13 protein-coding genes are annotated in these 12,522 nt (G+C 72.7%); 5 read left to right on the top strand and 8 right to left on the bottom strand.

Annotation, left to right across the window (positions count from 1 at the left end; translation table 11 throughout):
• Positions 1 to 2: 2 nt before the first annotated feature.
• From BLW82_RS38765 to BLW82_RS38750, 4 genes are read right to left on the bottom strand one after another with little or no spacing between them, the layout of a single operon-like run.
• Entirely contained in the window at positions 3 to 743 is a 741-nt protein-coding gene (locus tag BLW82_RS38765) for an MnhB domain-containing protein (RefSeq protein WP_093506570.1), read from the bottom strand.
• On the bottom strand, positions 740 to 994 hold the full coding sequence (locus BLW82_RS38760; RefSeq protein ID WP_093506568.1) for a Na(+)/H(+) antiporter subunit B: 255 nt from the start codon (positions 992 to 994) through the stop codon (positions 740 to 742). Before BLW82_RS38760 ends, BLW82_RS38765 begins: the two co-directional genes overlap by 4 nt.
• A complete protein-coding gene (locus tag BLW82_RS38755; protein WP_093506566.1) occupies positions 987 to 1,439 on the bottom strand; it encodes an MrpF/PhaF family protein in 453 nt (150 codons plus the stop codon). Before BLW82_RS38755 ends, BLW82_RS38760 begins: the two co-directional genes overlap by 8 nt.
• Entirely contained in the window at positions 1,436 to 1,618 is a 183-nt protein-coding gene (locus BLW82_RS38750) for a hypothetical protein (protein ID WP_093506564.1), read from the bottom strand. The genes BLW82_RS38755 and BLW82_RS38750 overlap by 4 nt, the downstream gene beginning before the upstream one ends.
• A gap of 232 nt (positions 1,619 to 1,850) precedes the next feature.
• On the opposite strand from BLW82_RS38750, the gene BLW82_RS46400 reads away from it, so the two are divergent.
• Both BLW82_RS46400 and BLW82_RS38740 read left to right on the top strand, forming a co-directional pair.
• Positions 1,851 to 2,642, top strand: coding sequence for a VanZ family protein (locus BLW82_RS46400; protein ID WP_371131447.1), 792 nt, complete (start codon positions 1,851 to 1,853; stop codon positions 2,640 to 2,642).
• 166 nt (positions 2,643 to 2,808) lie between these two features.
• On the top strand, positions 2,809 to 4,053 hold the full coding sequence (locus BLW82_RS38740; RefSeq protein ID WP_093506562.1) for a glycoside hydrolase family 16 protein: 1,245 nt from the start codon (positions 2,809 to 2,811) through the stop codon (positions 4,051 to 4,053).
• Positions 4,054 to 4,069: 16 nt separating this feature from the next.
• Here the strand turns inward: BLW82_RS38740 and BLW82_RS38735 are convergent, their stop codons facing one another.
• On the bottom strand, positions 4,070 to 4,327 hold the full coding sequence (locus BLW82_RS38735) for a hypothetical protein (protein ID WP_093506560.1): 258 nt from the start codon (positions 4,325 to 4,327) through the stop codon (positions 4,070 to 4,072).
• Positions 4,328 to 4,394: 67 nt separating this feature from the next.
• On the opposite strand from BLW82_RS38735, the gene BLW82_RS38730 reads away from it, so the two are divergent.
• The 3 genes from BLW82_RS38730 (at position 4,395) to BLW82_RS38720 (ending at position 7,421) form a co-directional block, all read left to right on the top strand.
• The gene (locus tag BLW82_RS38730) at positions 4,395 to 5,432 is read left to right on the top strand and encodes a PHP domain-containing protein (RefSeq protein WP_093508501.1); all 1,038 of its coding nucleotides are present in this window, start codon (positions 4,395 to 4,397) and stop codon (positions 5,430 to 5,432) included.
• Between the two features lie 50 nt (positions 5,433 to 5,482).
• A complete protein-coding gene (locus BLW82_RS38725; RefSeq protein ID WP_093506558.1) occupies positions 5,483 to 6,145 on the top strand; it encodes an HAD family hydrolase in 663 nt (220 codons plus the stop codon).
• Between the two features lie 313 nt (positions 6,146 to 6,458).
• Positions 6,459 to 7,421 carry an SDR family NAD(P)-dependent oxidoreductase gene (locus BLW82_RS38720; protein ID WP_093506556.1) on the top strand — a complete coding sequence of 321 codons (963 nt, stop codon included), beginning with the start codon at positions 6,459 to 6,461 and terminating at the stop codon, positions 7,419 to 7,421.
• A 23-nt stretch (positions 7,422 to 7,444) separates the two neighbouring features.
• On the opposite strand, the gene nrfD is transcribed toward BLW82_RS38720, so the two are convergent.
• Genes nrfD through fdh form a run of 3 tightly spaced genes read right to left on the bottom strand, consistent with a single transcriptional unit; the run spans position 7,445 to position 12,506 of the window.
• Complete coding sequence (nrfD, locus tag BLW82_RS38715) at positions 7,445 to 8,398, bottom strand: NrfD/PsrC family molybdoenzyme membrane anchor subunit (protein ID WP_093506554.1); 954 nt, start codon at positions 8,396 to 8,398, stop codon at positions 7,445 to 7,447.
• Entirely contained in the window at positions 8,395 to 9,264 is an 870-nt protein-coding gene (locus BLW82_RS38710; protein WP_093506552.1) for a 4Fe-4S dicluster domain-containing protein, read from the bottom strand. The genes nrfD and BLW82_RS38710 overlap by 4 nt, the downstream gene beginning before the upstream one ends.
• Positions 9,261 to 12,506, bottom strand: a complete 3,246-nt coding sequence (gene fdh, locus BLW82_RS38705; RefSeq protein WP_093506550.1) for a formate dehydrogenase — start codon at positions 12,504 to 12,506, stop codon at positions 9,261 to 9,263. The genes BLW82_RS38710 and fdh overlap by 4 nt, the downstream gene beginning before the upstream one ends.
• Positions 12,507 to 12,522: the final 16 nt, after the last annotated feature.

Below are 12,522 nucleotides of genomic sequence, written 5' to 3'. Positions count from 1 at the left end.
GCTCAACTCCCGTTCTCCTCCTCGATCTCGACGGCCTGGTCGAGGAAGCGGGCGAGCAGGACGACGACCGCGCTCGCCACCTCCATGCCGATGGCCGCGTTCAGCAGGGGGACCAGTCCGCCGGAGGACAGCGTGTTGAACGTGCCGTACGGCAGGAGGGTGTTGGCGAGGAAGGCGGTGCCGGCCAGCACCCCGGCGAGGCCCAGCACCACGAAGGAGCAGGCGGCGAGGGAGTCGGTGACCTCGAAGACGCCGATCGGGCGGACGCGTTCCAGGGCGCGGTAGTCGGCGCCGAGGTACAGCAGGTGCAGGGCGGTCGCGGCGACGACCCCGCCCTGGAAGCCGCCGCCGGGGCTGAGCTGGCCGTGCGCGATCACGTACAGGCCTGTGACCAGGGCGACGGGCACCACCAGGAGGGCGTAGCGGCGTACCGGCCGGGCGACTTCGGCGGGAAGCGGGGCGGCGCGGTGCTCGTCCCGGGCCTGGCGCAGCAGGACCACGCAGCCGAGGACGGCGGCGAACAGGATGCTCATCTCGCCGAGGGTGTCGTAGGCCCGCTGGTCGAAGTTGACGGAGGAGATGACGTTGGCGGTGTGCCGGGTGAGGGAGGCGCGCACCGCGCGTTCGCCGTACGGGTGGCCGCGCCGGCCGAACGCGGGCAGGTCGAGACAGGCGGCGACCAGCAGCGTGCCGAGTCCCGCGCCGCCGACGGCCAGGAGCCAGAGCCTCAGCCGCCGGCTCACTTGTCGTCCTGATTTCCGCGCCGCTTCACCTTGCGGACCGACAGCATGATCAGCAGCGGGGTGAGCACCGAGCCGACCGCGAGCTGCGACAGACCGACGTCGGGGGCCTGGAGCACGGTGAACACCACGCCGAGCAGCAGCCCGAGGACGGCGAGCACCAGGGCCTGACGGGCCGGGTCGCGGGTCGCCACGGCCGCGGTCGCCGAGGCCGCGGTCAGCAGCAGCGCGATGACGATCACCGCGTCAGCCACCGCGCACCTCCCGGAAGCCGCCCGACAGCGCCCGGGAGGCGACCACGTTCCCACCGATCAGCAGGGCCCCGATCACCAGGAGCTTCACCATCGCCCGGCCGGGTCCGGCGACCGCGCACAGCACGAGCACGACGACGGCGCCGACCCCGGCCGCCGTCCAGGTCAGCCCCCAGGCGGCGGGACGCTCACCCGCCAGGTCGTCGGCGAGCAGCCGGGCGAAGACCAGGGTGCCGACCGGGCCCAGCAGGGCCAGCAGCAGCGCGAGATCGACGTAGGAGGGGCGGCCGTAGCCCTGGGCGAGGAGCAGCAGGCTGGGGCAGACCGCCGTGGTGGAGAGGTTCTGGGCGATCACGCGGCGGCTCAGCGGGCCGGTGGCCACGCCCCACAGGGCCGCGCCCCCGCCCGCGGCCAGCAGTACGGTCGCCGCGAGGATCCAGCCGTTCACCGCCAGCTCACCGCCCGCCGTCCGGCGCGGGCCAGCAGGGCGCCGACGGCCGCCGCGCTCGCGCCGACGACCCGCTCCAGGGTGTCGACGGTGCTGATGAAAACCAGCCAGAGCAGGGCCAGTACGACCCACCACGCCAGCAGCTCGACCGCGGCGACGAGCGCCGTACGCCTGGTCATTCGCCGCCTCCTCGAGCCGTCGCGCGGCGAGATGTCCGCTTCGCCGCTTCCGTTATCCAAGCATCGCTCCGGGCGGCCGGAGCGGCGGCACGCGGGAACGCTGCCGGAGTACCCGGGGAGCGTGGACGGAAACCGGCGGTGTGCCTTCGGGCTCCGCCGGGAGGCGGGCATCTTGGGGCGCTTCGCGGGTAACAGCGCTAGCACGCCGCCAAGTTCACGAGTGGAGGACCGGATGGCCAGCGCCACCTCGCGCCTGCGTACCGCCAAGCGCGACCCGATCGAGGGGTCGGACAAGGGAAGAAGCCCCGGCAGGAGCGCCGGGCTGTTCGCCAGGGCCGCGGGCCTGGTGAAGGCCCGTCGCCCCGCGGCGGGGGCCACCACGGAGAAGGGCGGCACCGCGAAACCGGCGGCCACCGGCAAGAGGAGCGGCGCGGCCGGGAGGGGCACCACGGGGAGCAAGGGCGCCGTCGGCTGGGCCCGCGGCTTCGGCAGGAAGACCGCCCCGGGAAAGGCACCGGGCAAGTCTTCCGCCAAAGCCTCCGCCAAGGCCGGCGCCGACGAGCGCCGTCCGCTCCCCCTCCCCCTGCGCCTGCTGGCCATGATGTGCGCCTTCGTCGTGATGGTGGCGTTCGCGGTCGTCCTGGCCAAGCTGACGCTCGATCCGTCCCCCGCGTCGGTGTCGATCGCGCACACCAATCTGCACCCCGGCGCCACCCTCAGGATCTATCTGGACCAGCCCGCGTTCCGTGACGCGGTGAAGCAGATCGGCGGCAACATCCTGCTCGGCGTCCCGTTCGGGGTCCTCGTGCCGGTGCTCGCGCCCCGCGCCCGGAGTGTGCTCCGGGTGCTGCTGCTCACCGCGATCGTGATGCTGCTGGTGGAGCTGGCGCAGGGCGCGCTGGTCACCGGCCGGGCCTTCGACGTGGACGACGTCATCCTCAACACCACGGGAGCGCTGGTGGGTTGGGTGCTGCTGGGCCGCCGGCTCGGTCGCGCGGTGCACGCCCGCAGGCGCAAGGCGTGACGGCCGTGCGGGCGTCCTGGTCCAGCCATCAGATCGTCCTGTACTGGTCCGTACCAAGGTATTGACGCACTACTTATCTCACTCCTTAAATCAACAGGCGTAACCCTTACCCCCCACCCCGGCCGGACGCCTCCCCGCGCCCGGCCGCCGTACGGAAGGGAGCGCCATGGCCTCGCCACGACTGCTCCGCAGATGTCTCCTCGCCGCCCTGTCCGCCGCCGCCCTGGTCGGGTCCGTCGCGGTCGGTCCCGCGCACCGGGCCGAGGCCGCCGACGCGAGCGCGGCCGCCGTGACCTTCTCCGACACCTTCGACGGGGCCGCCGGTTCGCCGGTCAACTCCTCCAAGTGGACGCTGGAGACCGGCGACAACGTCAACAACCACGAGCGCGAGTACTACACCTCGGGCACCAACAACGCGGCCCTCGACGGCCAGGGGCACCTGGTCATCACGGCCAAGAAGGAGAACCCCGCCAACTACCAGTGCTGGTACGGCACCTGCCAGTACACCTCGGCCCGGATGAACACCTCCGGGAAGTTCAGCGCCCAGTACGGGCACGTCGAGGCGCGGATGAAGATCCCGCGCGGGCAGGGCATGTGGCCGGCCTTCTGGATGCTCGGCAACGACATCGGGTCGGTCGGCTGGCCGAACTCCGGTGAGATCGACGTGATGGAGAACGTCGGTTACGAGCCGTCCACCGTGCACGGCACCATCCACGGTCCCGGCTATTCCGGCTCGAACGGGATAGGCGCGGGCTACTCGCTGCCGAACGGCCAGGCCTTCGCGGACGGCTTCCACACCTTCGCGGTCGACTGGGCGCCCAACTCGATCAAGTGGTCGGTCGACGGCACCATCTACGAGACCCGGACCCCCGCCGACGTGGGCGGCAACACCTGGGCGTTCAACAAGCCGTTCTTCCTGATCCTGAACCTGGCCGTGGGCGGCTACTGGCCGGGCGACCCGGATGGGTCGACCGCGTTCCCGGCGCAGCTGGTCGTGGACTCGGTGTCGGTCACGACCAGTGACAGCGCCGCCGGGGTCCCGATCAAGGGCCTGGCCGGCAAGTGCGTGGACGTGGCCGGGGCGAACACCGCCAACGGCACGCCCGTCGACCTCTACGACTGCAACGGCACCGCCGCCCAGCAGTGGACCGTCGGCAGCGACGGCACCATTCGCGCGCTGGGCAAGTGCCTGGACGTCACCGGCGGCGGCACGGCGGACGGCACGACCGTCCAGCTCTACGACTGCAACGGCACAGCCGCCCAGAAGTGGGCCGTGTCCTCGGCGCACGACATCGTGAATCCACAGGCGAACAAGTGCCTGGACGTCACCGGCAACAACTCGGCCAACGGCACCCGGCTGCAGATCTGGACCTGCTCGGGCGGCGCCAACCAGAAGTGGACGGTCGGCTGAGCGCGGCGCGCGCCGGCTAGCGGCGTGCCGGGCGGGGCGACCAGGTGAACTTGTCCCCGCCCACCCAGCGGACCACGTCCGGGTCGTCCAGGTCGTGGACCTGGATCCCGAAGGACGCGGCCACCTCCAGTACGTCCGTGACGGTGCGCGCCTGGCATACCACCTCCCCGTCGATCTCCACGATGCGGAAGGGCGGGGTGCCGGGCCGGCCGGTCATGACCCCGAGCACCAGGATCCGCGGCTGGGAGATGTACGGGCTCGCTATCTCGGTCATGCAATCGAGGGTAGATCCCCTGGGGCGGAAGTGACCGGCCTGAGTCACCCTGGCGGTGGAGGTGGCCATGGATCCCGTCGAGGCGCTGGAACGCATCGCCTTCCTGCTGGAACGGTCGCTGGCGCCTACCTACCGGGTCCGCGCGTTCCGCACCGCCGCAAGGGTTCTGGCCGCTCTGGCCGCCGACGAGGTGGCCGCGCGGGCGCGGGCCGGGACCCTGGAGTCGCTGCGGGGCGTGGGCCCGAAGACCGCCCAGGTGGTCCAGGAGGCGCTGGCCGGAGATTTGCCCGGATATTTGCGCAGACTTGAGGAAGAAACGGGCAAACCCGCGGCCGGTCCCGGGTCGGGGTTGCGGGAGCTGCTGCGCGGGGACTGCCACCTGCACTCGGACTGGTCCGACGGCGGCAGCCCGATCGAGGAGATGGGCCGCACCGCGGCGGCCCTCGGGCACGAGTGGGCGGTGCTCACCGACCACTCCCCCAGGCTCACCGTGGCGCGCGGGCTGTCCCCGGAGCGGCTGCGCGAGCAGCTGGCCGTGGTCGCCCGGCTCAACGCCTCCTGGGCGCCGTTCCGGCTGCTCACCGGCATCGAGTGCGACATCCTGGAGGACGGCTCGCTGGACCAGGAGCCGGAGCTGCTGGAGCGGCTCGACGTGGTCGTCGTCTCGGTCCACTCCAAGCTGCGGATGGACGCCCGGTCGATGACCCGGCGCATGGTGGCCGCCGTCCGCGACCCGCACGCCGACGTCCTCGGTCACTGCACGGGCCGCCTGGTCACCGGGCGGGGGCGGCCGGAGTCCGAGTTCGACGCGGACGAGGTGTTCGCCGCCTGCGCCGAGTCCGGTACGGCCGTGGAGATCAACAGCCGCCCCGAGCGGCTCGACCCGCCCCGCCGGCTGCTGCGCCGGGCCGTCGGCGCCGGAGTGCTGTTCGCGGTCGACACCGACGCCCATGCCCCCGGCCAGCTCGACTGGCAGATCCTCGGCTGCGCCCGGGCCGAGGAGTGCGCGGTGCCGGCCGACCGGGTGGTGACCACCTGGTCCGCGGAGGAGCTGCTGGCCTGGACCCGCGAGGGACGGGTCCCGGCACGCGTGACCGGCGCCTGACGCGGTACCCGGGTGCAATGGGGCCGTACCACAGGAAGGGGCGCCGAGTGATGCAGCGGGCTGCCGTGTTCGACGTCGACGGGACCCTCGTCGACACCAACCACCTGCACGTCACGACCTGGTGGGAGGCCTTCAGACAGGCCGGCCACCAGGTCACCATGAACGCCGTGCACCACTCCGTCGGGCTCGGCTCGGGCGACCTGATCGCCCATCTCCTGGGCGACGATCGCGACAAGAGCCAGGACGACGGTCTCAGCGCCGCGCACACCGCGCTGTACGGCCAGTTCTTCGACCGGCTCGCCCCGCTGCCGGGCGCCGGCGAGCTGCTGCGGCGCCTGCACCGGGACGGCTGGCGGGTGGTGCTGGCCACCTCGGCGAGCGGCCCCGAGCTGGCCGCGCTGCGCCGCGCGATCGACGCCGACGACGCGATCGACGCCACCGCGAGCGCCGACGACGTGACCCACGGCAAACCGGCGCCGGAGCCGGTGGAGCACGCCCTGGAGCTGGCCGGGGTGCCGGCGGACCGGGCCGTGTTCGTCGGGGACACGGTGTGGGACATGCGGGCGGGCACCAAGGCCGGGGTGCGCTGTGTGGGGGTGCTGTGCGGCGGGATCCCCCGCTCGGACCTGGTGGCCGCCGGGGCGGAGGAGATCTACGCCGACCCCGCCGACCTGCTCGGTTCGCTGGCGGACAGCCCGCTGGCCCCGGAGTGACACGCGTCACGTGCGGGTCCGGAACACCCAGGAGTGGTTGTCCGATGAACCAGCCGTGGGTGCGGATGGGACAGTGTCCCCGGGCCTCACCTTTTGCCCACAGGGACGATCGTTCGGCTGAAGCCCTGTGGAGCGTTTCGCCGAGAGGCGACCGCCATCCGTGCCCACCACCTGACCGCCCCGGCCGCGAATCCCCCGTCGCGACCGGGGCTTCCCCCTGTCCGGGACCGCCCGGGACTGTTCGGGACCGTTCCGGCCGCGCCGGGAGCACGCGCTTGACTTCGAGCGCACTCCAATTCGTAGCGTTCGGGTCATGAGCGCTACGACACCTCAGCACAAGATCGGTTCCGGCTTCGGCGCGGACAGCACGGCCGACGAGGTCCTGGCCGGGGTCGACCTCGGCGGCCGGCTCGCGATCGTCACCGGCGGCTACTCCGGGATCGGGCTGGAGACCACCCGGGCCCTCACCAAGGCCGGTGCCCGCGTCATCGTCCCCGCACGGCGCGCCGAGACCGCACGCCAGGCGCTGACCGGGCTCGACGGGGTCGAGGTGGACGAACTCGACCTCGGTGACCTGGAGAGCGTGCGCGGCTTCGCGGAGCGGTTCCTGGCCTCCGGGCGGACCGTCGACTTCATGATCGACAGCGCCGGGATCATGGCCTGCCCCGAGACCCGGGTCGGACCCGGCTGGGAAGCCCAGTTCGCCACCAACCACCTCGGGCACTTCGCCCTCGTGAACCGGCTCTGGCCCGCCGTCGAGCCCGGCGGCGCCCGGGTCGTGTCGGTCTCCTCGCGCGCCCACCACTTCTCCGGGATGCGCTGGGACGACGTCCAGTGGCGCCGCGGCTACGACAAGTGGGAGGCGTACGGCCAGGCCAAGACCGCCAACGTGCTGTTCGCCGTGCACCTCGACCGGCTGGGCCGGGACTCGGGCGTACGCGCCTTCGCCCTGCACCCCGGCGGCATCATGACCCCGCTCCAGCGGCACATCCCCCTCGCGGAGAAGGTCGAGCGCGGCTGGACGGACGAGCGGGGGAACCTGCTGGAGGTCGCGGGCATGAAGACACCCGAGCAGGGTGCGGCCACCCAGACCTGGGCGGCCACCTCGGCGCAGCTGGCGGACCTGGGCGGGGTGTACCTGGAGGACTGCGACGTCGCCGAACCCGCCGCCGAGGGCGAGCCGACCGGCGTCAAGGCCTGGGCCGTCGACCCGGAGCAGGCCGCCCGGCTGTGGGACCTGTCGGCGGAGCTGACCGGCGTGAACGCGTTCGCCTGAGCACCCGGCGAGCACCCGGCGGGTCAGGCGGCGTCGGCGCGCTCCCGCTGCGGGACCACCGTGTACTTCGGGTCCGCCGCCGACGCCACGCCCGCCGCGAACACGCCGAACCGCGTGCAGGCCGAACCGGCCAGCAGCGCGAGCCCGGAGGCGGCCGCGGGCAGCCGCCGGCCGCCGAGCAGGACGGCTCCGAGCGCGCCGCCCGCGGTGAGGAACCGCGCGGCCCGCAGCAGCGTCCCGGCGCGCCCGTCCTGCCAGGTCTCGGCGACCAGCCCGAGCCGCCGGGCGGCGGCGCGCTCCGCCGCCGCGTCGGCCAGGGCCGCCAGCCCGGCCGCACAGCGCGCGGGCGCGTTGTCCCGGACGGGCCCGGTCACCAGCGCCATACCGGCCGCCGCGGCCGTGGCGGACGCGGCGAACAGGTACGGCAGTTCACGGTGGGCCCCGTGCCAGGCCGGTACGGCGGTGTCGGCGGCCAGCACCGCGGTGTACGTGGCGACCACCGGTCCCAGCAGCGCCGCCGCGCCGGTCGCCGCGCCCCCGAGCCGCGGCAGCCGGCCGCTGACGGCGCTGGCGGCGGCCGCACCCGCCGCGGGTCCGTAGGCCCCGAGCAGCCAGGAACCCATGCTCATCGGCGAGGTGGGCTTGAACACCCGCAGCATGTTCGCGAACCGGCCGGGCCTGCCCAGGTCGTGGATGAGTGCGGCGGCCGACAGCGACACGGCGGCGAACGAGGACACCTTCAGCGCCCTGGCGGTCGCCGTACGGCCGGTCAGGTGCGCGCCGGCCGCGAGGACCGACCCGGCGCCGGCCAGGCCGCCGAGGAAGAAGTACCCGGCGATGTCGGGGGCGGCCCAGGACGGCGGCTTGATGACGGGGCGGCCGTAGTAGGAGCCGAACTCGGCCCGTGGCACGACCGGTTGCTCCCCCCGGCCGCCCCGGCCGCGCCGCCTGCGCCCGCCACGCTCCGGCTCGCTCATCGCACACCCCTTCCTGCCGCCCTGCCGGCCGCGGCCGCGGCCGCGAAGCAGGCGGCCGCACCGCCCAGCAGGGACAGGGCGGCGACACCCGCGTGCTTCCACATGGCGGGCAGGTCACGGGTGGTGACCACGGGGGCCGGGGGCAGTCCGTACACCTCGGGTTCGTCCAGCAGCAGGAAGAACGCGCCGTCGCCGCCGACCCCGTCGTCCGGGTCGTGGCCGTACAGCCGGGCGTCGGTGACGCCCTGTTCGTGCAGTTGGTCCACGCGCAGGGCGGCCCGTTCGCGGAGTTCGTCGAGGGGGCCGAACTGGATGGACTCGGTCGGGCAGGCCTTGGCGCAGGCCGGTTCCTGTCCCGCGCCGAGCCGGTCGTAGCACAGGGTGCACTTGAACACCCGCCCGTCGGAGGGGCGTTGCTCGATGACGCCGTAGGGGCAGGCGGGCACGCAGTAGCCGCAGCCGTTGCAGATGTCCTCCTGGACGACGACCGTGCCGAACTCGGTGCGGAACAGCGCACCGGTGGGGCAGACGTCGAGGCAGGCGGCGTGGGTGCAGTGCTTGCACACGTCGGAGGACATCAGCCAGCGCAGGTCGCCTCCGCCGCCGTCGTCACCGCCACCGTCACCGTGGTCCGGTGCGCCGTCCACCAGCGGAAGTTCGGTACGGCCGTCCGGGCGGGGTTGTTCGATGAAGGCCACGTGCCGCCAGGTGGAGGCGCCGAGCGCCCCGGTGTTGTCGTACGACATGCCGGTCAGGGAGAGGCCGTCCTCGGGGATGGCGTTCCACTCCTTGCAGGCGACCTCGCAGGCCTTGCAGCCGATGCAGACGGAGGTGTCGGTGAAGAACCCGACGCGGTCCTCGGTCACTTGCGCACCTCCGTTCCGGTGGCCGCGGTGATGCCGGCCCGCCTGCGGTACTCGGCGACCAGCTTCGGAAGGTCGGGGCCGCGAGGGCGGCGGCCGGCCATGATGTCGGCGGAGAGCGCCTTGTCCTCCTGGATGTGGGCGTTGGGATCGAGGGCGATGGACACCAGCTCGTTGGCCGCGTCGCCCCGCGCGACGCCGTTCGGCCCCCAGTGGAAGGGCAGGCCGATCTGGTGGACGGTGCGGCCCTGCACCCGTAGTGGCCGGATGCGGTCCGTGACCAGGACCCGTGCCTCGACGGCGTTGCGGGCGGTGACGATCGTGGCCCACCCGCCGTTCTCCAGGCCGCGTTCGCGGGCCAGGGCGGGCGAGACCTCGCAGAAGAACTCAGGCTGCAGCTCGGAGAGGTACTCCGACCAGCGGCTCATGCCGCCCGCCGTGAAGTGCTCGGTGAGCCGGTGCGTGGTCACGACGTACGGGAAGACCTCGGCGCCCTCCTCGTCCCCGCTCGGGTGGTAGCGGTTGCCCTCGCGGGGCAGCAGCTGACGCACCGGGCTGCGCGGGGTGGACGGGTGGAGGGCGTTGGGGAACGGGGAGTCCTGGGGTTCGTAGTGCGTGGGCAGTGGGCCGTCCTCCAGACCGGCCGGGGTGTAGAGCCACCCCTTGCCGTCGGCCTGCATGATGAACGGGTCGTCGCCGCGCAGTGCGGCCACGCCCTCGGCGTCCTCACCGGGCTCGTAGCCGGGCGGCCGGTCAGGGATGAAGTCCGGGACGTCCCGGCCGGTCCACTTCCCCTCCTCCGGGTCCCACCAGACGTACTTCTTGCGTTCGCTCCACGGGGTGCCGTCGGGGGCGGCGGAGGCGCGGTTGTAGAGGATGCGGCGGTTGGCCGGCCAGGCCCAGGCCCATTCGGCGGCCACCCAGTCCTGCTCCCACTCGGGCTTCCTGCGGGCGGCCTGGTTGACGCCGTCCGCGTAGACACCGCAGTAGATCCAGCAGCCGCAGCGGGTGGAGCCGTCGTCCTTCAGCTCGGTGTAGGCGCTCAGCGGCGCGCCGTCCGGTCCGTGGCCGTTGATCTCGGCGAGCACGGCGTCGGCGACCGGCTCGTCCAGCTCGCCGCTGACCGGGTAGTCCCAGGCCAGGTCGAGGATCGGCCGGTCCATGGGGTCGGTGGAGCCGGCCAGCTTCTCCCGGATGCGGCGGCCCAGGTGGTACATGAACCAGAGGTCGCTGCGGGCGTCGCCCTCGGGTTCGACCGCCGTGTGGTGCCACTGCACCCACCGGTTGGTGTTGGTGAAGGAGCCGGACTTCTCGGTGTGGGCGGCGGCCGGGAAGAAGAACACCTCGGTGCCGATGTCCTCGGTGCGCAGCTCGCCGGTCTCGATCTCCGGGCCGTCCTTCCACCAGGTCGCCGACTCGATGAGGGAGAAGTCCCGGACCACCAGCCACTCCAGGTTGGCCATGCCGAGCCGCTGGAGGCGGGTGTTGGCGGAGCCGACGGCCGGGTTCTCGCCCATGAGGAAGTAGCCCTTGCACAGGCCGTCGAGCTGGGCCATGACCGTGTCGTAGGTGGAGTGCGAGCCGGTCAGCCGCGGGAGGTGGTCGAAGCAGAAGTCGTTCTCGGGGGTGGCCGCGTCGCCGTAGTACGCCTTGAGGAGACTCACGGCGTAGGCCCGCATGTTCGACCAGAAGCCCTTCACCGTGCGGCTCGCCTCGATGAAGTGGTCCAGGTTCATGTCGTCGTGGGCGTGCGGCATCGGGATGTAGCCGGGCAGCAGGTTGAACAGGGTGGGGATGTCGCTGGAGCCCTGGATGGAGGCGTGGCCGCGCAGCGCCTGGATGCCGCCGCCGGTGCGGCCGATGTTGCCGAGCAGCAGCTGGAGGACGCAGGCGGCGCGGATGAACTGGCTGCCGGTGGAGTGCTGGGTCCAGCCGACGGCGTAGCAGAAGGCGCTGGTGCGGTCGGGGCCCGAGTTCGCGGTCAGGGCGTCGCAGACCTGCCGGAAGGTCTCGCGCGGGATCCCGCAGACGTTCTCCACCATCTCGGGGGTGTACCGGGCGTAGTGGCGCTTGAGCACCTGGTAGACGCAGCGCGGGTGCTGGAGCGTCTCGTCGCTGGGGGCCCGGTGGCCGGTGCGGGCGCCGCCTGAGCCGTGTGCCTCGGCGCCCGCGGACTTTCGGGTGCGGTCCTCGTACTGCTCGTCGGCCTCGCCGGTCGGCTGCTGCACCTCGACGCCCTCGTACTGCCAGCTGCGCGGGTCGTAGTGGGCCTTCTCCTCGTCGAGTCCGGAGAAGACGCCGTCGAGGTCCTCGGTGTCCCGGAAGTCCTCGCTGACCAGGGTGGCCGCGTTGGTGTACTTCAGGACGTACTCGCGGAAGTCCTTCCCCTCGGTCAGGACGTGGTTGATGATCCCGCCGAGGAAGGCGATGTCGGTGCCGGCCCGGATCGGGACGTACAGGTCGGCGAGTGCGCTGGTGCGGTTGAAGCGGGGGTCGACGTCGATGATCGTGGCCCCGCGCAGCTTGGCCTCCATCACCCACTGGAAGCCGACCGGGTGGCACTCGGCGAAGTTGGAGCCTTCGATGACGATGCAGTCAGCGTGCTGGAGGTCTTGCATGAAGGTGGTGGCGCCGCCGCGGCCGAAGGAGGTGCCGAGCCCGGCGACGGTGGAGCTGTGGCAGACCCGGGCCTGGTTCTCCACCTGGACCACGCCGAGGCCGGTCAGCAGCTTCTTGATCAGGTAGTTCTCCTCGTTGTCGAGGGTCGCGCCGCCGAGACTGGCGATGCCCATGGTGCGGGCGGTGCGCATGCCCTCGTACTCCCACTCCCAGGTCTCGCGCCGGGTGCGGATCACGCGGTCGGCGACCATGTCCATGGCCGTGTCCAGGTCGAGGGACTCCCAGTCGGTGCCGTGCGGCCGTCGGTACAGGACCCGGTGTTCACGGGCGGGTCCGGTGGTGAGCTGGAGGGTGGCCGAGCCCTTGGGGCACAGACGGCCGCGGCTGACCGGGGAGGCCGGGTCGCCCTCGATCTGCACGACCTTCTCGTCCCGGACGTAGATCTGCTGGCCGCAGCCGACCGCACAGTACGGGCACACCGACTGCACGACGCGTTCGGCGGTCTCGGTGCGGGGGCGCAGGTTCTCGGTGTGCGGCGACTTGGCGGCGGCGCCCCGGCCGGTGCGGTCGGGGCCGGTGAGCTGGCGGTAGACGGGCCACGAGCGGAGTCGGTCGGCGAGGGTCATGTGCGTTCCTCCCAGC

The sequence above is a fragment of the Streptomyces sp. Ag109_O5-10 genome, from assembly GCF_900105755.1.
Taxonomy (GTDB): domain Bacteria; phylum Actinomycetota; class Actinomycetes; order Streptomycetales; family Streptomycetaceae; genus Streptomyces.
This window is presented reverse-complemented; position numbering and strand designations above follow the sequence as displayed.

Excerpts from the sequence above, each read along its gene's own strand:
- BLW82_RS38725 (WP_093506558.1), top strand. The coding sequence starts at position 5,483 with ATGCAGCGGGCTGCCGTGTTCGACGTCGACGGGACCCTCGTCGACACC.
- BLW82_RS38740 (WP_093506562.1), top strand. The coding sequence starts at position 2,809 with ATGGCCTCGCCACGACTGCTCCGCAGATGTCTCCTCGCCGCCCTGTCC.
- BLW82_RS38720 (WP_093506556.1), top strand. The coding sequence starts at position 6,459 with ATGAGCGCTACGACACCTCAGCACAAGATCGGTTCCGGCTTCGGCGCG.
- BLW82_RS46400 (WP_371131447.1), top strand. The coding sequence starts at position 1,851 with ATGGCCAGCGCCACCTCGCGCCTGCGTACCGCCAAGCGCGACCCGATC.
- BLW82_RS38750 (WP_093506564.1), bottom strand. The coding sequence starts at position 1,618 with ATGACCAGGCGTACGGCGCTCGTCGCCGCGGTCGAGCTGCTGGCGTGG.
- BLW82_RS38735 (WP_093506560.1), bottom strand. The coding sequence starts at position 4,327 with ATGACCGAGATAGCGAGCCCGTACATCTCCCAGCCGCGGATCCTGGTG.
- nrfD (WP_093506554.1), bottom strand. The coding sequence starts at position 8,398 with ATGAGCGAGCCGGAGCGTGGCGGGCGCAGGCGGCGCGGCCGGGGCGGC.
- BLW82_RS38730 (WP_093508501.1), top strand. The coding sequence starts at position 4,395 with ATGGATCCCGTCGAGGCGCTGGAACGCATCGCCTTCCTGCTGGAACGG.
- fdh (WP_093506550.1), bottom strand. The coding sequence starts at position 12,506 with ATGACCCTCGCCGACCGACTCCGCTCGTGGCCCGTCTACCGCCAGCTC.